The sequence below is a fragment of the Candidatus Eremiobacteraceae bacterium genome (genome assembly GCA_035295225.1).
Lineage (GTDB): Bacteria > Vulcanimicrobiota > Vulcanimicrobiia > Eremiobacterales > Eremiobacteraceae > JABCYQ01.
The window spans coordinates 43056-62077 of sequence record DATGJI010000059.1 but is presented as its reverse complement, the minus strand read 5'-3'; the positions used below and the strand labels follow the sequence as shown (position 1 = coordinate 62077).

The window sequence follows — 19022 nt, the reverse complement described above, 5'->3', positions numbered from 1 at the left end:
GCGGGGCATGCCGCGCGGCAGTCGGTTCGCCGCGTCCACGGCAGATCAAGAAATCAGGAAACCAACGATGCGAACAGGTCCACCATCACCGGATCGAATTGTTGCCCGGCATGTTTTCTCAGTTCGGCAAGCGCGGCTTGCTTGTCCATCCCTTTGTGATACGGCCGGTCATCCGTCATGGCTGAGAACGCATCGATGATACTGACGGCGCGCGAGAGCGCGGGTATCTCTTCGCCGGCGAGTCCGCGCGGATAGCCGCGCCCATCGTAGCGCTCGTGGTGGTGAAGCACTGCTTGCGCGACATCTGCAAAACCGGGGATATGTTCGAGCAGCATGGCCCCGATCTCCGGATGACGGCGCACGAGCTGCCGCTCTTCTGGGGTGAGGCTCGTCGGCTTGCAGAGCACGTGATCCGGAATCGCGATCTTGCCGACGTCGTGCAGGACGCTCGCGCGAAGCAGAGCTTGCGTCTGCGCGGACGACAGTGCGGCCTTCGCGGCGAATAGCGCGGCAAGGTGGTTCACCTGTTCGAGATGCGCGCGCGTCGACGGGTCGCGAGCGAGAAGCGCTTCGAGAAGCTCATGGACCGGCGCAAAGTCGCCCTGCAGATGGACGGTCCTGCGCGAAACGGCACTTCCGCTGCCGATCGGCACGCCGGCACGTTTGCTCTGATAGAGCGCGGCATCCGCACGCGCGATGAGATCGCTGCCACGTAACCCGTCGCGCGGATATTCGGCGACGCCGATAGACGCGGTCAGCGGGATGCTCATCCCGCGCAGCTGCAGCACCCGGGAGTTCAGCCCTTCGCGGATGCGCTGCGCGGCGCGCAGCGCCTGTGCCTCATCGCCATCGGGGAGAATGATGAGGAACTCGTCGCCGCCGTAGCGGCCGACGATATCCGACGCACGGCACGTCGCGACGAGCACGGATGTGAGGGTGCGAAGCGCCTCATCGCCGGCGGGATGGCCATAGTTGTCGTTGACGAGCTTGAAGCGATCGATGTCGAGCATCAGCACGCAGAGATTGGTTCCGGCTCGCTCCGCGCGTTTTATCTCTTCATCCAGCCGCGTCTTGAGATAGCGATGGTGGTAGATGCCGGTCAATGGGTCGCGATCGGCGCGGTTTTGCGCTTCGGTGAACAGCTGCGCATTTTGTATCGCGAGCGCCATCTGTTCCGCGATCGCCGACAAGAGTCGCACGGCGGTTTCATCGTATGCTCGCTCGCGGTACGACTGTGCCGACAGGACACCCAAGCAGCGGTTGCCGAGACGCAGCGGCGCCATCGCGATCGAATGGACGAATTTCCCGTCGTAGTGGAGGCGGCGGAACGGAGCGGCATAGATCTCGGGCTGCGTCTGAAGCACGAGCGGCGCGCTCGCGCTGACCACGCGGAACGCGATGGATTGCGCAAGCGGCACGGGATCCACGCTGAATTCCACGTCGCCCTGCACGCAATATTCCATAGACAGCATGACGCCATCGGATGAGATCAATCCGACGAAGAAAACCGTCGCGTCCATCGCCCGCCGGACTTCGCGGCAGACCGTCTGATACAGCGATCGCAGGCTGAGCTGTGTGGAGAGCGCGCGCGAGACCTCGGCCAGCAAGGTGAGCTCCCGGGTCTGCTGTTCGGCGTGCATGAGCTGATACGAATGCTCGACGGCGATCGCGGCCTGTTCTGCGATCGCAACGAGGAGAGTGAGGTCTCGGTCGCTATACGCGTCCTGCATCGCGCTCTGCACCGAGATGACGCCGATCAAGCGATCGCCGATCCGCAACGGCGCGAAGAGCGCGGCTTCCACCGGATCCCCGTCGCCCCAGAGCACGGACGGCATGCTCTGCCAGTCATCGGCCGTGCGTAGGATGAGCGGCCGCCCTAGACGCAGTGCCGAACCAGACGCCGAGCCGTCAATGGGATATTCGCCTGCTTCGACGACCTTGCCGCCGTCAACGCAGTACGGAATAGAGACCGTCGACTTTTCCCATTCCGCCAACGCGATAAAAAACGTTGAAGCGTCCATGATGCCGCCGACCAGACCGTGGACACGTTCGAACAAGCGCTTGAGGTCGCGCTCGGACGAAAGCGCGCGCGCGGTGTCGAGTAGCACGCGAAGCTCCTCGTCGCGTGCCGACGCCGCTTCGGATGAGGTCACCGCATTGAGAACGAGCGAAGCCACATCTGCCGCGGCGATGATGTCATCGATTCCAAGTCGGTCGAATGGCTGCTGGACGTGAGCGCCGACGGTCAAGTAACCGCGGATGCCCGATTCGGTTCGAAGCGGCGCGACGACGTACGACGCTGGGCTTGAAGCGGCGACATGGAGATGCCCGTGCGCCCGGCGGTCAGGCGAAAACACCTGCGCGACGCCGCTTTTTAGAGCGGCCGCGACGAGCGATTCGTCCACCGCGGCATCGCGAAGGGGAGTATGGCGATATATGACTTGGCGGGCGCCGTCCGCGTCAACGGCTGTCAGCTCGAAGATATCGACCGGCATGCGCTCGGCGAGCGCAGCTTTCAGCGCAGGAAAGAAATCCGAACGCGGCTGCTCGACCGCCAGCGCGAGCAGGGACGAATAGTACGGGGTGACACGGGCGGCGTTTGTATCCACTAGGTTGAGTTATCGGTGTCTCAACGGCGCCCCACGGTCGCGACTCCGAGGAATCGCTCGACGAGATCCGGATCGAATTGCGTGCCCGCAGCGCGGCGCACGGCAACCGCAGCTTCGGCCGCCGTGACGCGAGGCATGTGAGGACGGTCACAGGTCATCGCCAAGAAAGCGTCCAGCAGCGCCAGCAGTTTGGCGAGAAGCGGTATGGAACTGCCCGCAAGTCCGTCAGGGTAGCCGCTGCCGTCGAAGCGCTCGTGATGGTGCCGGATGGCGAGAGCCACCGCTTCAAACGCCGGAATATTTTCGACGAGCATGGCGCCGATCGTCGCGTGGCGCTTGACCAGTTCGTATTCGGCGGGCGTGAGCGGCCCCGGCTTTCTCAGGACGTGCTCGGGGATCGCGATCTTGCCCACATCGCGCAGGACGCTCGCGAGCAACAGCCCCTCGGCGTCTGGAACCGAAAGCGCAAATGCGGCGGCCACGTCTTTCGCGAGGCGATTCGCGTTCTCGAGCCGGATACGAGAGTCCGGATCGCGCGTCAGGAGCGCGGCGAGCAGCTCAGCGACGGGAGAGAAGTTGCCCTCGAGCCGCAATTCGGTCGTGCCGATCCGCTGCAGTGCGGGGACCGGCCGGCCGTGTCGCTTGCTGTGATAGAGCGCAGCATCGGCGCGTTGGATCAGATCCGATGCGCTCGCGCCGTCGGCGGGGTAGGTCGCGATGCCGATGGATGCGCGCAGCGGCACCGCGGCACCGCTCGGAAGCCGTAGGCGACGGCTGCTCACGGCGTCGCGGATACGCGCGCCGATGACGTGCGCTCGATCGGCGCCCGTGGCGGGCAGGATCACGAGGAATTCGTCCCCGCCGTAGCGGCCCACGATGTCCGCGCTTCGGCATGTCGCGTGGAGAACGCCGGTGAGGACGCGCAGCGCTTCGTCGCCAGCCGGGTGCCCGTGGGTGTCGTTGACGAGCTTGAAGTCGTCGAGGTCGAGCATGAGCACGGCGACTTCGCTTTCGTCGGCGCGCGCCCGCTCGATCTCTTCGTCGAGGCGCGTCTTGAGATAGCGGTGGTGGTAGAGATTCGTGAGGGGATCGCGGTCGGCGCGATTCTGCGCCTCGCGGAACATCTGTGCGTTCTGCACGGCGAGCGCCATCTGCTCTGCGATCGCGTTGAGCAGACGGACATCCGAATCTTTATATGCACCTTCCGCGTATGATTGCGCGGTCAATATTCCGATGCAGCGATCGGCCAATCGGAGCGGCGCCATCGCAAGAGAGCGGACGGTCGGACCGCCGGTCTTGAGGATGTGGCTCGGCCCAATGGTGAGCTCCGCGCGGTTCTGCAAGACGATCGCCTCGTTTGAGGTGATGACCTTTTCAGCGAGCGTGCCGGCGAGCGGGTAATCGGCGAGCTCGATCTCCTCATCGCCTTCAGCGATGAATTCGATGTGCATGGTGTCGCGATCGCCCGCGAGCAGGCTGACGAGGAAGATCGGCGCATCCATCACGCGGCGCACCTCGCGGCACACCGTCTGACAGAGCGTGCGAAGAGAGAGCTGAGCGGAAAGAGCACGCGAGACTTCCGAGAGCAGCTTCAGCTCGCGAGCGCGCTGCTCCGCGCGCTGGAGATATTGAGAATTTTCGACGGCGATCGCACCTTGTTCCGCGATCGCGACCAGCAATTCGAGATCTCGTTCGGTGAATGCGGCGTCGTGTTCGCTCTGCACCGAGATCACGCCGATCGTCCGGTCGTTGATCCGCATCGGCACGTAGACGGCCGACCGGACGTCGTCGCCCTCGCCCGCTGCGGATGCGGGATAGCCTGCGAAGTCCTCGAGCGTGCGCATCAGCAGCGGCCGGCCTCGCGAGAAGACGTGGCCGCACAGCGTGTCGCTGCGCGGAGAAGTCGGTATGACGATCGGGTTGCCGTCGCTCACAGCGTATGGATATTCGATCCGTTCGCCGTCGGGCGCGCCGAGCGCGATGAGGAACGTGCGCGCATCCATCACACCCCCGACGAGCTCGTGGAACTGCGCGAAGAGTTTCGGAAGATCGCGCTCGGTCGAGAGCGCGCGAGTCGCGTCGAGGAGCAGCGCGAGTTCCTCCGCACGATCTTGCGCCTCGCCGGCGGCGACGAGCGCTCCAGCGACCAATGCCGTGATGTCGGCGGCCGCCGCGATGTCGTCCGCCGCGCCGCCGAACGCGTCCGGCAAGCGGCTCGCGATCGCCAGTACGCCGAAACGCCGGCCCGTCGCGCCGAGCGGAGCGAGCGCCATCGATCCGCCGGGAAACGGCAGGCGTCCGGCATCGATCGAATCAGCCGTGATCACAAGATCCGTCGGTGCATCGCATGCGCGCGCAAAGAGCCCGGAGCTGACCGGCGCGACCGTGCCGTTCGCAGGTCCGCCGGATTCGTGGATCATCCGAAAGCGCGTGATCTCGCCGTCGTCGGCGACCGCGACGCCGACGTATTCGGCCTCGAACCGGGCGCGCAACGCATCGCACAGCGCGCGGAAGAATTCCGCGTATCCGAGCTTGGTGGCGAGCGCGAGCAGCTCCGCCCGGTCGAGCAGCGAGGCGGTGCCCCCGGCGCGGGGACTATTCTCCATGAGCTGATTCCGTTGGAACTGTCGTTTTGACGCTGGTCGTTCTTAACGGGTTATCGGCGCCCCGGCGGCGCCGGCGTATGCCTCATCGACCAATTCCAACAGGTGGCGGACCGTCAAGGCGAGCCCGCGCCGCTCGATTGCCGCTCGCAAGTGCATGTCGCAGCCGGGATTGCATACGACGATGGTGTCAGCGCCCGCGGCTACGGCATTGTCGATTTTTTCATCGGCGAGTTGGGCAGCGATCTCCGGGTGGGTAAGCGCGTGCAGTCCGGCTGCTCCGCAGCAGCGGTCGGAATCGGCCATTTCTGTGAATTCGACGCGTCCGATGCTTCGCAAGAGCGCGCGCGGCTGTTCGCGGATCTTCTGGGCATGCGCGAGGTGACAAGCATCTTGATACGTCGCGCGCGACCCGCCCGGCACCGCACCGTCGCCCGGCGAAAGAGGCCGCAGTACTTCCGTGACGTCTCGCACGATCGTCGAAAAACGCCGTGCCCGTTCAGCGTATTCGGGATCATCGCAAAGCAGCTCGCCATATTCTTTGAGCATGGCGCCGCAGCCGGCGCTGTTGGTGACGATCATTTCAACCGCAGCAGCATCGAACGCGTCGATCACCGAGCGCGCCATCGATTTCGCGCGCGTGCGCTCGCCGGCGTGCACGTTGAGCGCCCCGCAACACCACTGGTTCGGCGGCACGGCGATTTCAAAACCTTGGCGCCGAAGCACGCGCACGGTCGCAGCGTGCACGTGCGGATAGAGTTCGTTCATCACACAGCCAAGGAACAGACCGACGCGCGCGCGGCGTTCGCCGGCGGCTGGTATCGTGGCCGGAAGGGCGCCTCCACGGACCGGCGCGTCCGGCAGCATCGCGATCATCGTCCGCATGCGCGCCGGTAACGGAAGCGCGAGCAGAAATCTGCGCGCGGATCTATGGCGCGAGATGAACCGAGCCGGCGCGAGGATCGCCGCCGTGAGTGCGCGATTCGGCAGAAGCCGCCGTGTGAGGAAATCGCGGAAGAATCGCCAGCCCGTGCGTCCGGGTACCGGCGGTGCGCCGGCTTCGACCTGCGCTCGGCCGAGCTCGAGCAGATGTCCAAAATTCACGCCGGACGGGCACGCAGTTTCGCACGCGCGGCATCCGAGGCACGCGTAGAGATGTTCGGCCAAGAATGCATCGACGGTCGCGCGTCCCTCGGCGACGTCCTTCATCATGAAAATGCGCCCGCGCGGCGAGTCGGCCTCCACGCCGAGCAGCCGATAGGTCGGACATGCTTGTTCGCACATGCCGCAGCGCGTACATACGTCGAGCTCGGCAAGCGTCGGGCGCTCGGAGCCGGCTGCGTGCGCTGCGCTCTCGACGATCTCCATCAGACTGCGCCGAGCATGCGCCCTGGGTCGAGGGTGCCGGAAGCGTCGAATTCACTCTTGAGCCGGCGGAAAAGCGCATACGGCGCGTAACTGCGCGGCGGCATCGCGAAGTCCGTGCGGCCGGGCGGAGCCGACGTGCAGATCGCGCTTCCGGCCGCGGCGCCGACCGAACGCCAAAGACCGGGCGCATCGACCGCGACATCGGCGGGCACGTGCGCGAAGACCACTCCCATAGTCGGATGTGCGCTGATCTCAAGCGCAGGCCACGCGGCTGCCGCTGCCGCGAGCACCGATGGGACTTCAGAGGGCAGGCAAGCGATGCGATAAGCGCACCATCCGGTCGCCGGATACATCCGCCCGCCCGCCAGCTCGGCAATGTCTACCCACGCGCGCTCCACGCCGCCGCGGTCGAGCACATCCGTCGCCGAGCAACCGTGCTGGGCGCACGTCTGCCGAACTGTTTCGACGGCACGACCGACCGCGCGGCGGAGTCCGCCAAAGCGGTAGACCGCCAGCCACTCATCGGGCCGTGTCAGAGCCGTCAAAGCCGCGATGCGTTGCGCCGAGCGCGGGCAGTGCAGCGTGACCGCATACGGAAACACAGGCGCGGCTGCGACGTCGAGCGCCGCCGCGCAAGCGTTTTGCGGGTCCGCGAAGCGCGCGACGAGCGCGCGTTCATCGGGCGGGATCGGGGCAAGCTTGAGGACCGCCTCTCCGATGAAGCCGAGCGTGCCGCGCGATCCGATGAAGAGCTTGTGGGAGTCGAATCCCGCAACGCTCTTGACGACATGAGACCCGGCGAACGCGCGCGATCCATCCGACAACGCGACACGCATGCCGAGAATGTTGTCGCGCAAGCCGCCGAATCGCGCGGCAAGCGCGCCGTTCGATCCGGCGGCGAGCGCGCCGCCAACCGTCGCATCGGCCGCGAACGGCACGTCGCACGGGAAGAATCGCTCCTTAGCGGTGAGCGCCGCACGCAGATCGGCGATTCGAACGCTGCTCGAGGCGACTGCAGTCAGGTCGTCGGCACGAATGTAGATCGACTTTGCGACCGATGAGACGTCGACGACGACGTCGAGCGCAGCAGGGGCCGGGGGCTGCGCAGACTTCGTACCCTGGCCGCGGATGACGACTCGTGCGCCTTCTCGTGCGCAAGCCTGGAGCGCGGCGGCGGCTTGCTCGAACGACTTCGGAGAAGCGACCACGGTCGGAACGCGGCCGGCGATCGCAAACGCCGCGCAATCATCGGGATGGACCGTGAGCCGATCTTTCACCGCTTCACGCAATGAAGAATCGAATGGGACCGGCCCGATGCCCTTCGGACGCCGCGTCAAAACGCGACACCTGCCGCGCGCGCGCCAGCCGGGTCGACTTCGCCCCGGTCGACGCGCCGCGATGATTCGCCGCAACGCCGCGAAGTCGGGAAGACCTTGCCCGGATTGCACAGCCCATCAGGATCGAACGTGTCTCGCACGCGTCGCATCAGCGCCAGGTCATCCGGACTGAACTGCAGCGGCATGCAGTCTCGCTTCTCAAGCCCGACGCCGTGCTCGCCTGTGATGCTGCCGCCGTTGCGCACGCACGCCTCCAGGATCTCGGCGCCGGCCCGCAGCGCGCCGTCCAGCTCGCCCGAAATCCTATCGTCGAAAAGAATCAAAGGATGGAGATTGCCGTCGCCTGCGTGGAAAACGTTCGCGATGCGCAGTCCGGCCCGTGCGCCCGCCGCCTCGACGTCGCGCAGCACTTGCGGCAAACGGCTGCGCGGTATCACGCCGTCCTGCACATAGTAGTTTGCGCTCAAGCGCCCCATCGCCCCGAAAGCCGCCTTGCGGCCCTTCCAGATGCGGGCGGCTTCCGCGGCATCGCGAGCGATCCGCACCTCGCGCGCGCCGTTGCGCTCGCAGACGGCTCGAACGGCGGCGGTGATCTCGTCTGCGACGTCATCCGGTCCATCCGCTTCGACGATCAGTATGGCCGCCGCATCGATCGGAAAACCGGCATGCGCGAATTCTTCGATCGCTCCGGTCGCGGTCTTGTCCATCATCTCGAGTGCCGCCGGCACGATGCCCGACGAGATGACGTCCGATACGGCTTGCGATGCTCCATCGATGTCGTCGAAGACGCACAACATCGTCTTTGATCCGGCGGGCAGCGGACAAAGCCGGACGCATATCTTTGTCGCGATGCCGCACGTGCCTTCGGAGCCGACGAATGCGCCCAGAAGATCGTAGCCGTAGTTCTCGCGCGTCTTGCCGCCGAGCCAGACGACGTCCCCTTCGGGCGTGACGAGTTCGATACCCAAGATGTGATTCGCGGTCACACCGTACGCGAGGCAATGAAGCCCGCCGGAATTTTCGGCGACATTGCCGCCGATCGTGCACGCCGCCATGCTTGACGGATCGGGAACGTAGCGCAAGCCGCGGCCGGCGACGGCCGCGCACAGGACCGAGTTCACAACACCAGGCTCGACCACTGCAAAGAGATTGCGCTCGTCGATTTCCAGAATTCGATCAAGATGTACGGTGGCGATCACGATACCGCCGCGCTCGGCGATGGCGCCGCCTGAAAGTCCCGTACCCGCACCGCGCGCGACGAACGGCACCTTGGCTTCACGACAGGCGACGACGATCGATGCGGTTTGTGCCGCATCCCGTGGAAGGACAACCATTTCGGGGAGCGCGCGTTCAATCGAGGCGTCGTAGCCGTACGAGCGCAAGTCACCCGGCGTCCAAAGAGCGTTTCGTTCGCCGACGATCGCCGTCAGCCGCTCGCGCAGCCTTGCATCCATAGGTCTCTTCGGATTCGCTTCCAGCACAAGGGCATCCCGGTGTGGAGGCGAACACAAGCGGCCGTCATGGAGATCGCTCTTCGCGAAGTGCGTCTTTCGCCTACCAAGGATGTCTACAATCCGGGCGATGTGCTCACCGTCGCCATATTCTTCGCCAAGCCTTGGACGGGCGAGGTCGAAGTGGGCCTTGCCCCGGACGGCGCTGTGGACGGCTCGTATCCCACCACGGTCTTTGCCCGAAGCGGGGGCGCCCTGTACGAAGGCCAAGTGCACGTCAGACGCGAGCACGTCGGCACATGCCGGATGCTTGCCACGTTCACCGGCGTGGACGGCAAGTCCACGACCGAACCTGCGGTCGGCGCGCCATTTGCGGTGCGGCCGATCGTCCCCTGATCGCGAGGCGAGGTGGCACATGCCCATTGCTGTCGGCGCCGTCCTGCCGCACATCCACTGCGAGACACAGAACGGTCAGATGGATCTCGACGCATATCGAGCGTCGAAAGCCCTCGTCATCTGGGCCTATCCTAAGGATAACACCGCGGGCTGAACGCTGGAAGCGAAAGACTTCAGTCGGCGGTCCGCCGACTTCGCGGCTGCCGGCGCCGTAACGGCCGGAATCTCCACCGATGACGCGGCCTCTCACCTTGCGTTCGCTGGTCGTCACGCGCTCGAAGTGCCGTTGATCGCCGATCCCGGCGGTGCGATCTGCGCGCAGCTCGGCATTCCGGTTTCGGCCAAGGGGCATGCAACGCGCACGACCATCGTGGTTGACAAACTCGGCATCGTTCAGCGCGTCTACGAAAACGTGATGCCGCTCGGCCACGCCGACAACGTGCTATCGTTCGTAAAGACGCTCTAACGCGGTAAATCGGCGGCAGGAGACTGCTGTGCTTCAAGACAAACGGCGCGCACGCAGCGCAGCGCGGGCTGATGGCGCGCAGCTGACGACATCGATCCGCACCACATCCGGAGGCTTCGAACATGGCCATCAAGAGACGCGCCAAGAAATCGGCTTCGGCCAAGAAGGGCGCAAAACGCGCCCCGTCGAGTAAGTCTGCTCGCCGCGCGCCGGCCCGCGCCAAATCGAAAACAGCCAAGCGAACGGTCCGCAAAGCGGCCGCGCGGAAGCGTTCGACGTCGCGCAAAGCACCGGCCACCAAGAAGGCGGCTGCAAAGAAAGCAGCGCCGAAGAAAGCAGCCGCCAAGAAAGCCGCGGCGCCGCACAAGAGCGCGCCCGAGAAGACGCCGCCTGCACCGAAACCCGTCGCCGCGAAACCGGCTGCAAAGCCTCGCGGCGCCGTATCAACACCAGCGCCGAAGCCGCTCTTCGATGAAATCGACGTCACGATAGAAACGGATGAGTTCGAAGACGAGGACGAGTTCGACGACGGATACGAAGAAGAAGAAGAGGAAGAAGAGGAATCCCATTCCGACGATTCGGACAACGGTTTCTGATACGTCCGATCCCCTAGCGACACAACGCCAGAGCGAGGCCCCCGGCCTCGTTCTGCTGTGTGCCGTCCAGTGGGCGGCTGCCGTTCTCGTCGGCATCGCGGCGGTCTTCGCTGCACTCGATGCGCGCGAGGGACGCCGCGCGCGGCCCCGTGCCGATGCCGGGGTTCCGGTCGATGACGGTCGCCGAGTCTCGGTCATCGGGCCCATGCGCAACGAAGCGCGCAACATTCGAGGTTGGCTTGACGATATCGGCGCGCAAGGCGAGATCGTCGGCGAGATCATCATCTCCGATGACGATTCGACCGATGAGACGCTCTCGATAGCGTACGAAGCCGCACTGTCCGACGCGCGCGTGCGCGTCATCGAAGGCGCGCCGCCGGACGGCTGGGTCGGAAAGACTTCAGCGTGCGAGCGAGCGGCTCGTGTCGCTCGCGGACCGTGGTTTTTGTTCAGCGACGCGGACATGCGTATGGCGCGCGGAACGATCGACGTCGCGATCGCCGCTGCCGAAGCATACGGTGCCGACGTGTGCTCGCTTACCGCGACGCTCGAATGCAACACGTTTCTGGAAAGGGTCGTCATGCCGACGATGGCGACGGTCATCATGTCGGCGCATCCGCTCTCCCTGATCCACGACGCTCGTTCGCCCGTCGGACTCGTCTGGGGCGGGTTTCTGCTCGTTCGTCGCAGCGCGTATTTCGCGGTCGGCGGACACGCCGCCGTCAGAGGTGAGATCGCAGAAGACCGCGCACTTGCAGAGCGCTTCAAGGCATTCGGCTATCGGATCCGTCTGTTCGACGGTCACGATCTGATTCGCGTCCGCATGTATCAAGGCACGCGAGAGATGTGGCTCGGATGGCGCAAGAACGTCTACGAAGGCGTACGAAGAAATCCGATCGCCGCGAGCCTCTTCGCTGTTGCGCAAATGGCGACGCTCGTCGTGCCGCTGCCCGCGCTCGCGCTACTCGGCCTCACCCGGCTCACCCGGCGCCTGCGGCCGCTGGAAAGCAAACTCGCGATGTATTGCGCGGCGTCAGCAGCCGGCTGCGTCGTCACGCGAACGCTTCGAGACCGCTCGATCGGCGCGAATCCGCTGACCGCTTTAGGGGCGCCGATCGCCGGCGCGTTCATCGCCGGCGTCATGCTCGCCGCGGCGTGGCGCGATCTGACCGGCCGCGGTCAGGTATGGAAAGACCGCGTCATTTTCTGAATGGTCCCCCATCCTCGAAGCGTCACCGGCCGAAGTCTACCAGCGACGCTCACATCGGCCGCGCCGTGGACGCGCCCACAACGGCCGCGCAGCATGCCCCGCGAGGACGCTCCTTCGCTCGCTTTCGGCGGATTTCTCCGCCTGAAATGCACCGGCATTCGGCAACCCGGTGACGCCGCAGACGCGCTCGGTGCGATGACGAACGCTCGGCACGCCCGAGCGAGGCGTTGAACGAGGAGCGGAGCCACGGATGGCGAGAGCGACGAAGTGAACCGAGCGACTGAGCGAGCTGGATGCGAGCGATGGAGCGTCCTCGCGGGGCGTGCCGAGCGTTAGTCGCCCGCCGCGTCCCCGGCGAAGACATCGACCGATGATGCCGAGGCGAACGAGAGAGCCCCGCGGCGGTGGAGAACGTAGAGCGCGACGGCGCCGACGGATAGCGCCACAAGCGAACTGACGCCGGCTTCGGGGCCGAATGATCCTCCGGTGAACCATGTCGGGCCACCGACCGCCGACGTGATCGCGGAGCCGTTGCCGAGGGTGAGCCCGCTGACGGGAAGGCCGAATACCGATCCCTCGAATAGATTCCACGAGATATGTGCACCAAGCGCGAGCCAGAGCGAGCGCGTCCAGATGACCGCCGCGCAAAACCACGCACCGGCGAGAGCAACGCCGATGATCGTCAGCGCGAAGTCTTGGTGCGCACCTGGATTCGTCACATGCAGCAGCGCGAAAAGCAAGGACGTTCCGGCAATGGCGAACGCGTTGCCCCAGACGACGCGTAAGTTCTGAAACAGGTAACCGCGCAGCGGCAATTCCTCGGCGAGAGCGGCGATCGCGAGCAGAGGGAGGATCGCGGCCCACGAGGTGAGGTCGGTCCGGATCGGCGCGATCGCAGCGACGTGCACCGAGCCCGTTACGTATTCAAGCACGAAGGCCAGCGTTTGCATGCCGGCGCCGAACGCAGCGCCCAGCGCGAAGAGCCGCAACGAGTTCACGCCGAGCGAAAGCCCCAGCGAATCCGCGGGCCTGCGATCCAAGAAGCGCCGGAAACCGAAAGCGAGAATCACCGTTGCGAGGCACTCGCCGGCGACGGCTGCATAGTTATACGCAGCACCCGAACAAGCCGATCGAGCTCCGCCGGGGCAGAAAAGCTGAATCGCGCCGGCGCTGCTCGCAAAAGCGACGCCGGGCCAGACGAGCACGAACACAAGCGCTCGCACGACCGGCGGAAGAATTCCGTTCTCCGCTGAGGGCCGCGGGCCACGCTGATCGCTAACTCTCGTCACGATCGCCCGTTTTCCGCGTTGTGTCACGTTCCTGCGCCGCAAACACGCGGGATGAGTGGGGGACCGAACTCAAGAATGAGTCGCGCGCATGAAGACATCCGTCAGCAAGACAGAGCTCAACCTGTGGATGGCGTTCGTCGACGAGTCGAAGGCCCACCGCCTCTACGAAGCGTACGCGATGCAAGCGATGCGCGAAGGCCATCCTGAAGTCGCAGAAGTGTTCATGGAGGCCGCGGGTTCTGAGGTCGTGCACGCGATGGCGGCTCTCGCGGCCCTCGGCGCGGTGAAGTCCAGTTCCGAGAATCTTCACAGAGTCGTCGAAGAAGAAGCGGTCGAAAGCCGCGAGACGTACCCGCGTTATATCCGCGAGGCAGAGGCCGACGATCGACCAGACGCAGTGCGTGTGTTCCAACTCGCGCTCGCACGCGAGGAGCATCACGTCCGCCTCTTCTCGGACGCCTTGAGCGCGCTGCAGACCGGCAGACAGGAAGCTCCCGCGGCGCACGATTCACCGAGCGCCGCCGCAATCGCACAGAAAATCGTCTCTCGGCCGGCGCCGACGCAGGGGGCGCACGGTCCGGCCGAGATCAGCGGCGAGCGCGAACGCATTGCGGCGCGGTCGCGGATTCGCGAGCTTGTCTTCGGCGCGCAAGACGGCATCTTGACGACCGTCGGCGTCGTCTCGTCGTTTTTCGGCGCGGCGCAGAACAACAGCGTGATCTTGTTGGCGGGCGTCGCGTCCGCATTCGCGGGCATGGTAGCGATGACGGCTGGTTCCTACCTATCGTCGAAGGCGGAGCATGACGTGGCGGTCTCTGAACTCGACGCAGAGCGGCGCGAGATCCGAGAGCACCCCGCCGAAGAGCTTGCCGAGCTTGTCGAGATTTACAAACAGCAGGGCATGAGCGCGACCCGAGCGCGCGACGCGGCATTGGAAGTCGCTAAAGACCCGAAGAAGATGCTCGCGGTCATGGCGCACGAAGAGCTTGGTCTACATTTGGATTCGTCCGGTGACGCGCTAAAGGACGCGATGGTGATGGCGCCTTCGTTCCTGGTCGGCGCGGCCGTGCCGATCGTGCCGTACACGTTCATGCACGGTATGGCGGCGCTCACCGCGTCGATACTCGCGGCAGCTGCCGCGCTCTTCGGTATCGGCGTCGTAAAGGCACACGCGGCAGCGACCAATCCATGGCGTTCCGGTGTAGAAGCGTTCGCGATCGGTGCGAGCGCCGCACTTCTCGGATACGCGATCGGCACGCTCATCCCGAATTTGCTCGGCTTCACCGTACCGGCCGGCTAAGGAATCAGAAGAGATCGCAAGCGGGCAGCTCTTCGACTCCGAGCGGATCGCAGCGCTCATCGTCGATCACTACGCGCGCCGTTTTGGCCCACCCGACGACTCGGCCCATCGCTTCTTCCCCGGCGCAGCATGCTGGGCGAACGTCAATCGCCATCCGCCGAACGAATCGCGCGAAGTGTTCACATACGCAAGCATTCACGCGCATCCGGGCATGGCGACGCTTATCGTCGACGGGCACGCGCACGCCGAACAGTTTTTCGCTGTGACGCGCGAACCGTGCGAGGTTCTCTTCGACTTGACCGCGGTGTGCGCGACCCACGCTTGCGGCAACGGCACACGATTGGATGAATGGTCGATCGTGAGACTGGGCCAGGAAGTTCCCGACACGCTCGGCATGAAGGCGCTTGCGGTCGTCCCCGCCGTTTTTGAAGGCGATGCTTTCGAATATATGCGCGCCGATGCGCTTCACGTGCGCTTCCTGTGGGTCGTGCCGCTTTTTCCAAGCGAGGCGGATCTGCGGGAGCGCGCCGGTGCGGAAGCCCTACAGCGCTTGCTGTTCGTCAAGGGCGTGGATTTGGCGGATCTTCACCGCCGGCCGGTCGTGTGACCGTTCATGGCCGGTCTTCGACCCAGGTCGCACCGTCAGCTGCGAATTCTTTTTTCCAGATCGGCGCGATGCGCTTCAAGGTGTCGATCGCGTCGCGGCATGCGTCAAATGCCGCCGGACGATGCGCGGCCGAGACCGCGATGACCACACTGATCTCACCGACCGCGAGCGCGCCGACGCGGTGATGGATCGCGATGTCCACGATATCGAACTTCGCGCGAATCTCCCGCGCGATGCGCTCGAATACGATTTCCGCCATTTCGGGATACGCGTCGTACTCGAGCTTTTCGACGGATCTTCCGCGCGAATCGCCGCGAACGCGGCCGACGAACGTCACGGTGGCCCCGGCGCCATCGTGCGATAGCGCGTTCACCGCGGACTGCTCGTCGAGGACGGCAGACGAAATCAGGATGCGAGCGCTCATCCGCCGGCGACCGGCGGCAGGACAGCAACCTCATCACCCTCGGCGAGCTGCGTGTCGGGTCTCGCGAACTCGCGGTTGACCGCAAAGGCGACATTATTCGTATCTGCGGGCAGCTCGGGGTGGACATCGCGGGCGCGCGCGAACGCGTCGGCCGCGGTCGCTCCTTGTTCGAGCCGAACCTCTACCGATCCGGTGCCCGCGGCTTCTCGGTGCGAAGCGAAAAGTCGAACGATGATGTGCAGCGGCATTGCGAATGATGGGTACAACGATACGTGGGAAGAGTCCCGTATCGCTTGTCCGGCTAGGACACCGAGCGGTCGGCGGCCAAACCCAGATGCCTTTGCAAAACCGATAGGCACGAACAAAACCGGATATGGAGAGAAGAAATGCCATTTGAACTGCCGCCGCTGCCCTATGCTTACGACGCGCTGGAACCGCACATCGACAAAGAGACGATGACCATCCACCACGACAAGCATCACGGCGCTTACGTCACCAACCTGAACGCGGCGCTCGAAAAACATCCGGACCTCGCAGGCCGTTCGGCAGAGAATCTGCTGAAATCGCTGGACAGCATCCCGGAAGATATCCGCACTGCGGTCCGCAACAACGGCGGCGGACACGTGAACCATTCGATGTTTTGGAAACTGATGAAGCCGGGCGGCGGCGGAGCGCCCAAAGGCGCGATCGCCGACGCGATCACCAAAGCATTTGGCGACGTAGAATCGTTCAAGAAGCAATTCAACGAAGCCGGCGTCAAGCAGTTCGGCAGCGGCTGGGTCTGGCTCGTCCGCGGCAGCGACCGCGGGTTGAAAATCGTCACGACGCCGAACCAGGACAATCCGCTCTCGCAGGGCGCGCACATCGTGCTTGGCAACGACGTGTGGGAACACGCCTACTATCTGAAACATCAGAACCGCCGGGCCGACTACCTCGCGGCGTGGTGGAACGTCGTGGACTGGGACGTCGTGGGCCAGCGGTTCGAAGCGTGACGGAGGCGCCGTCTCAGCCCCTCCTGGCGGGTAAGACCGCGCTGGTCTCCGGCGTGGCAAACCGTTGGAGCATCGCATACGCGTGCGCTCAAACGCTTGCGCGCAACGGCGCATCGCTCGTGCTCACTTATGAGGGCGAAAGAACGAAGCCCGAGGTCGAAAAACTCGGCGCCGAACTGGACAACGCGCTCGTCGCTCCGTGCGACGTCGGACAGGATGCGAGCATCGCCGCGCTCCGCGCGCTCCTCGAGGAACGCGGCGTGAAGCTCGATGCGCTCTTGCACAGCATCGCGTTCGCCCGCAAAGAGGAACTGACCGGTAAGTTCTACGCCACATCGCGTGATGGGTACGCGCTCGCGCTCGACGTCAGTGCGTACTCGCTCGTCGCGATGTGCCGCGAACTGCGTTCGGTCTTCGCAGATCAGGCATCGGTGATGGCGATGACATACCTCGGCTCGGTGCGTGCCGTTCCGAGCTACAATGTGATGGGCGTCGCCAAGGCCGCGCTCGAAGCGTGCGTACGCTACCTCGCCGCCGACTTAGGCGAATCGGGCGTTCGCGTGAATGCGATTTCGGCAGGCCCCATCAAAACCGCGTCGGCCCGCGCCGTCGGCGGCTTCTCGAACATCCTCGGCGAAGTGGCGGCGAAGTCACCGCTGCGCAGAAACGTCACGCAGACCGATGTCGGCAACGCAGCGGTCTTCCTCGCGAGCGACCTTTCGAGCGCGATCACAGGTCACGTGCTCTACGTCGACGCCGGTTATAATATCATGGGAATGACGTAACTTTTTCGCTCCGTTCCACAAGGTCCGCTAGCCAGCGATGCCCAACTTACGGGTCCGCTAAAAAATCGAAGGGAGGTACGGGTCATGGGCCTCACATGGCAGGACGTCGACGACATCGGCTTCGAGCTCGCGCAGGCTCACCCGGACGAAGATCCCGGTCATATCGAGTTGCCCGAACTGCTGCGCATGGTGACGGAGCTCGACGATTTCGAAGACGACCCCGAACGGGTCGACGAGGGCACGCTCGAGCGCATCGCACAGGCGTGGGAAGACGCGTTCGCGCGCAACGCCTGACTGATTAGCCGAGCCGTCGTGCCTTCGGCGTTGGCGATGTTCCCGCTCAGCACCGTGCTCGTGCCGGGCGCAACCCTCCGCCTCCACATATTCGAAGAACGCTACAAGACCATGATCGGCGAATGCATCGCCGGAGGTGGTTCGTTCGGCGTCGTGCTCGAGCGCGCGGGCCGCGAAACGGGTCCCGATCTCGATCCGGTCCACGTCGGCACGGCCGCGGAGATCTGCGAAGTTTCACACCTCGAAGGCGGCCGGCTGTTCATCGTCACGCGCGGCACGCGCCGTTTTCGCGTAGAACGCTTGCTGCAACGCGAGCCCTACATCGAGGCCGTCGTGGAATACTTGGAGGAACCGGTCGGCGACGCGGGCGCGGCAGTCGATCTGCGCAATCGCGTCGAGGAGCAGTTCAAAGCCTACCTGCGCGCGCTGCTTTCAACGACCGACCCTTTGCTCGATTCGCTCGAACTGCCGCAAGACAGCGCCGCGTCGTCCTATCTCATCGCGGACGCGATGCATGTCGAACCAGCCGTCAAACAGCGGCTCTTAGAAGCCGATTCAGCGACCGTCCGTCTGTCTGACGAGCTTGCGACGCTCGCCGCCGAGACGGAGCGGCTGGAGACGGTGAACGAACGCAGGCGGACCGATCCGATGCACGCGGTGCCGGCACCGTTCGATGTACGCTTCTCACGCAACTGACCCCGGCCGCGTGCTGCCTGACCGCATAGCCGCCTTGCGTGCCCTTCTGCAGGCGCGCGCTCGCCCCAGCGCCGCGATCGAAGCTGGGGGCAATCCGCCAAGGCGCGCGGCTGTTCTCATCCTGCTCATCGGCGGCGACGAAGCGTTGCGGACTGTCGTGTTCGAACGAACGCTGCAAGTCGCAGACCACAAAGGCGAGATCTGCTTCCCAGGCGGATCGATCGAGCCGGGCGACGCAGATACGGTAGCGGCAGCGCTGCGCGAAGCAGAAGAAGAGCTCGGCATATGCGCGCACGACGTCGCGATCCTCGGAATGCTCGATGACGTGCGCACGCGCGGCTCGAACTTCGTCATCACGCCCGTGGTAGGATATATGCCCGTGGTACCGGAGCTCAAAGCGGATAAACGTGAAGTCGCGCGCGTGATCATCCTTCAACTCGACGACAACTTCCGTTCGTCGCGATTCAAGGAGATGGTTACCATCCGCGGTGCAGAACGCGAGGTGGATGCGTATCCGGTCGAAGGCGGCCGCATCTGGGGGGCCTCGCTGCGCGCGCTCGAACTGCTGCTTGACGCCATGAAAGGCTGACGCGGACTCA

General features: G+C 64.8%; 20 protein-coding genes. 12 read left to right on the top strand and 8 right to left on the bottom strand.

All coding sequences use genetic code 11. The features are described 5' to 3' along the window. Nucleotides 1-53: 53 nt before the first annotated feature. From VKT51_12690 to VKT51_12670, 5 genes are read right to left on the bottom strand one after another with little or no spacing between them, the layout of a single operon-like run. Complete coding sequence (locus tag VKT51_12690; GenBank protein HLJ85023.1) at nucleotides 54-2609, bottom strand: diguanylate cyclase; 2556 nt, start codon at nucleotides 2607-2609, stop codon at nucleotides 54-56. Nucleotides 2610-2629: 20 nt separating this feature from the next. Then, nucleotides 2630-5215, bottom strand: a complete 2586-nt coding sequence (locus VKT51_12685; GenBank protein HLJ85022.1) for a diguanylate cyclase — start codon at nucleotides 5213-5215, stop codon at nucleotides 2630-2632. 42 nt (nucleotides 5216-5257) lie between these two features. Then, a complete protein-coding gene (locus VKT51_12680; protein HLJ85021.1) occupies nucleotides 5258-6580 on the bottom strand; it encodes a heterodisulfide reductase-related iron-sulfur binding cluster in 1323 nt (440 codons plus the stop codon). Further along, nucleotides 6580-7857, bottom strand: a complete 1278-nt coding sequence (locus VKT51_12675) for an FAD-binding oxidoreductase (protein ID HLJ85020.1) — start codon at nucleotides 7855-7857, stop codon at nucleotides 6580-6582. The genes VKT51_12680 and VKT51_12675 overlap by 1 nt, the downstream gene beginning before the upstream one ends. A gap of 56 nt (nucleotides 7858-7913) precedes the next feature. Then, nucleotides 7914-9371, bottom strand: coding sequence for an FAD-linked oxidase C-terminal domain-containing protein (locus VKT51_12670; GenBank protein HLJ85019.1), 1458 nt, complete (start codon nucleotides 9369-9371; stop codon nucleotides 7914-7916). 66 nt (nucleotides 9372-9437) lie between these two features. On the opposite strand from VKT51_12670, the gene VKT51_12665 reads away from it, so the two are divergent. The 5 genes from VKT51_12665 (at nucleotide 9438) to VKT51_12645 (ending at nucleotide 12036) form a co-directional block, all read left to right on the top strand. Beyond that, nucleotides 9438-9764, top strand: coding sequence for a hypothetical protein (locus tag VKT51_12665; protein ID HLJ85018.1), 327 nt, complete (start codon nucleotides 9438-9440; stop codon nucleotides 9762-9764). A gap of 19 nt (nucleotides 9765-9783) precedes the next feature. After that, nucleotides 9784-9918: a hypothetical protein gene (locus tag VKT51_12660; GenBank protein HLJ85017.1), complete on the top strand. Its 135-nt coding sequence runs from the start codon at nucleotides 9784-9786 to the stop codon at nucleotides 9916-9918. A 3-nt stretch (nucleotides 9919-9921) separates the two neighbouring features. After that, nucleotides 9922-10230, top strand: coding sequence for a peroxiredoxin (locus VKT51_12655; GenBank protein ID HLJ85016.1), 309 nt, complete (start codon nucleotides 9922-9924; stop codon nucleotides 10228-10230). Nucleotides 10231-10352: 122 nt separating this feature from the next. Further along, nucleotides 10353-10826, top strand: a complete 474-nt coding sequence (locus VKT51_12650; GenBank protein HLJ85015.1) for a hypothetical protein — start codon at nucleotides 10353-10355, stop codon at nucleotides 10824-10826. Then, nucleotides 10729-12036 (top strand): glycosyltransferase family A protein, encoded by a 1308-nt coding sequence (locus VKT51_12645; protein HLJ85014.1) that lies wholly within the window; start codon nucleotides 10729-10731, stop codon nucleotides 12034-12036. The genes VKT51_12650 and VKT51_12645 overlap by 98 nt, the downstream gene beginning before the upstream one ends. Nucleotides 12037-12368: 332 nt before the next feature. Here the strand turns inward: VKT51_12645 and VKT51_12640 are convergent, their stop codons facing one another. Next, on the bottom strand, nucleotides 12369-13325 hold the full coding sequence (locus VKT51_12640; protein HLJ85013.1) for a CPBP family intramembrane glutamic endopeptidase: 957 nt from the start codon (nucleotides 13323-13325) through the stop codon (nucleotides 12369-12371). A gap of 88 nt (nucleotides 13326-13413) precedes the next feature. Between VKT51_12640 and VKT51_12635 the strand changes: the two genes are divergently transcribed. Next, entirely contained in the window at nucleotides 13414-14625 is a 1212-nt protein-coding gene (locus VKT51_12635) for a VIT1/CCC1 transporter family protein (protein ID HLJ85012.1), read from the top strand. After that, the gene (locus VKT51_12630) at nucleotides 14546-15232 is read left to right on the top strand and encodes a suppressor of fused domain protein (GenBank protein ID HLJ85011.1); all 687 of its coding nucleotides are present in this window, start codon (nucleotides 14546-14548) and stop codon (nucleotides 15230-15232) included. Before VKT51_12635 ends, VKT51_12630 begins: the two co-directional genes overlap by 80 nt. Nucleotides 15233-15236: 4 nt before the next feature. Here VKT51_12630 and VKT51_12625 read toward each other — a convergent pair whose 3' ends face one another. Both VKT51_12625 and moaD read right to left on the bottom strand, forming a co-directional pair. Further along, nucleotides 15237-15656: a molybdenum cofactor biosynthesis protein MoaE gene (locus VKT51_12625; protein ID HLJ85010.1), complete on the bottom strand. Its 420-nt coding sequence runs from the start codon at nucleotides 15654-15656 to the stop codon at nucleotides 15237-15239. Next, a complete protein-coding gene (gene moaD, locus VKT51_12620) occupies nucleotides 15653-15922 on the bottom strand; it encodes a molybdopterin converting factor subunit 1 (protein HLJ85009.1) in 270 nt (89 codons plus the stop codon). The genes VKT51_12625 and moaD overlap by 4 nt, the downstream gene beginning before the upstream one ends. Nucleotides 15923-16042: 120 nt before the next feature. Here moaD and VKT51_12615 point away from each other — a divergent pair, with 120 nt between their 5' ends. The 5 genes from VKT51_12615 (at nucleotide 16043) to VKT51_12595 (ending at nucleotide 19012) form a co-directional block, all read left to right on the top strand. After that, entirely contained in the window at nucleotides 16043-16648 is a 606-nt protein-coding gene (locus VKT51_12615; protein ID HLJ85008.1) for a superoxide dismutase, read from the top strand. Continuing rightward, nucleotides 16645-17433, top strand: coding sequence for an enoyl-ACP reductase (locus VKT51_12610; protein ID HLJ85007.1), 789 nt, complete (start codon nucleotides 16645-16647; stop codon nucleotides 17431-17433). Before VKT51_12615 ends, VKT51_12610 begins: the two co-directional genes overlap by 4 nt. Nucleotides 17434-17517: 84 nt before the next feature. Continuing rightward, nucleotides 17518-17727, top strand: coding sequence for a Fe-S cluster assembly protein IscX (gene iscX, locus VKT51_12605; GenBank protein HLJ85006.1), 210 nt, complete (start codon nucleotides 17518-17520; stop codon nucleotides 17725-17727). A gap of 18 nt (nucleotides 17728-17745) precedes the next feature. Beyond that, nucleotides 17746-18423 (top strand): LON peptidase substrate-binding domain-containing protein, encoded by a 678-nt coding sequence (locus VKT51_12600; GenBank protein HLJ85005.1) that lies wholly within the window; start codon nucleotides 17746-17748, stop codon nucleotides 18421-18423. Between the two features lie 10 nt (nucleotides 18424-18433). Continuing rightward, nucleotides 18434-19012: a CoA pyrophosphatase gene (locus tag VKT51_12595; GenBank protein ID HLJ85004.1), complete on the top strand. Its 579-nt coding sequence runs from the start codon at nucleotides 18434-18436 to the stop codon at nucleotides 19010-19012. Nucleotides 19013-19022: the final 10 nt, after the last annotated feature.

Bases quoted from the DNA above. Each gene is read 5' to 3' on its own strand.
- iscX (HLJ85006.1), top strand. From the start codon at position 17,518: ATGGGCCTCACATGGCAGGACGTCGACGACATCGGCTTCGAGCTCGCG.
- VKT51_12680 (HLJ85021.1), bottom strand. From the start codon at position 6,580: ATGGAGATCGTCGAGAGCGCAGCGCACGCAGCCGGCTCCGAGCGCCCG.
- VKT51_12650 (HLJ85015.1), top strand. From the start codon at position 10,353: ATGGCCATCAAGAGACGCGCCAAGAAATCGGCTTCGGCCAAGAAGGGC.
- VKT51_12645 (HLJ85014.1), top strand. From the start codon at position 10,729: ATGAGTTCGAAGACGAGGACGAGTTCGACGACGGATACGAAGAAGAAG.
- VKT51_12685 (HLJ85022.1), bottom strand. From the start codon at position 5,215: ATGGAGAATAGTCCCCGCGCCGGGGGCACCGCCTCGCTGCTCGACCGG.
- VKT51_12660 (HLJ85017.1), top strand. From the start codon at position 9,784: ATGCCCATTGCTGTCGGCGCCGTCCTGCCGCACATCCACTGCGAGACA.
- VKT51_12615 (HLJ85008.1), top strand. From the start codon at position 16,043: ATGCCATTTGAACTGCCGCCGCTGCCCTATGCTTACGACGCGCTGGAA.
- VKT51_12635 (HLJ85012.1), top strand. From the start codon at position 13,414: ATGAAGACATCCGTCAGCAAGACAGAGCTCAACCTGTGGATGGCGTTC.
- VKT51_12625 (HLJ85010.1), bottom strand. From the start codon at position 15,656: ATGAGCGCTCGCATCCTGATTTCGTCTGCCGTCCTCGACGAGCAGTCC.
- VKT51_12670 (HLJ85019.1), bottom strand. From the start codon at position 9,371: ATGGATGCAAGGCTGCGCGAGCGGCTGACGGCGATCGTCGGCGAACGA.
- VKT51_12665 (HLJ85018.1), top strand. From the start codon at position 9,438: ATGGAGATCGCTCTTCGCGAAGTGCGTCTTTCGCCTACCAAGGATGTC.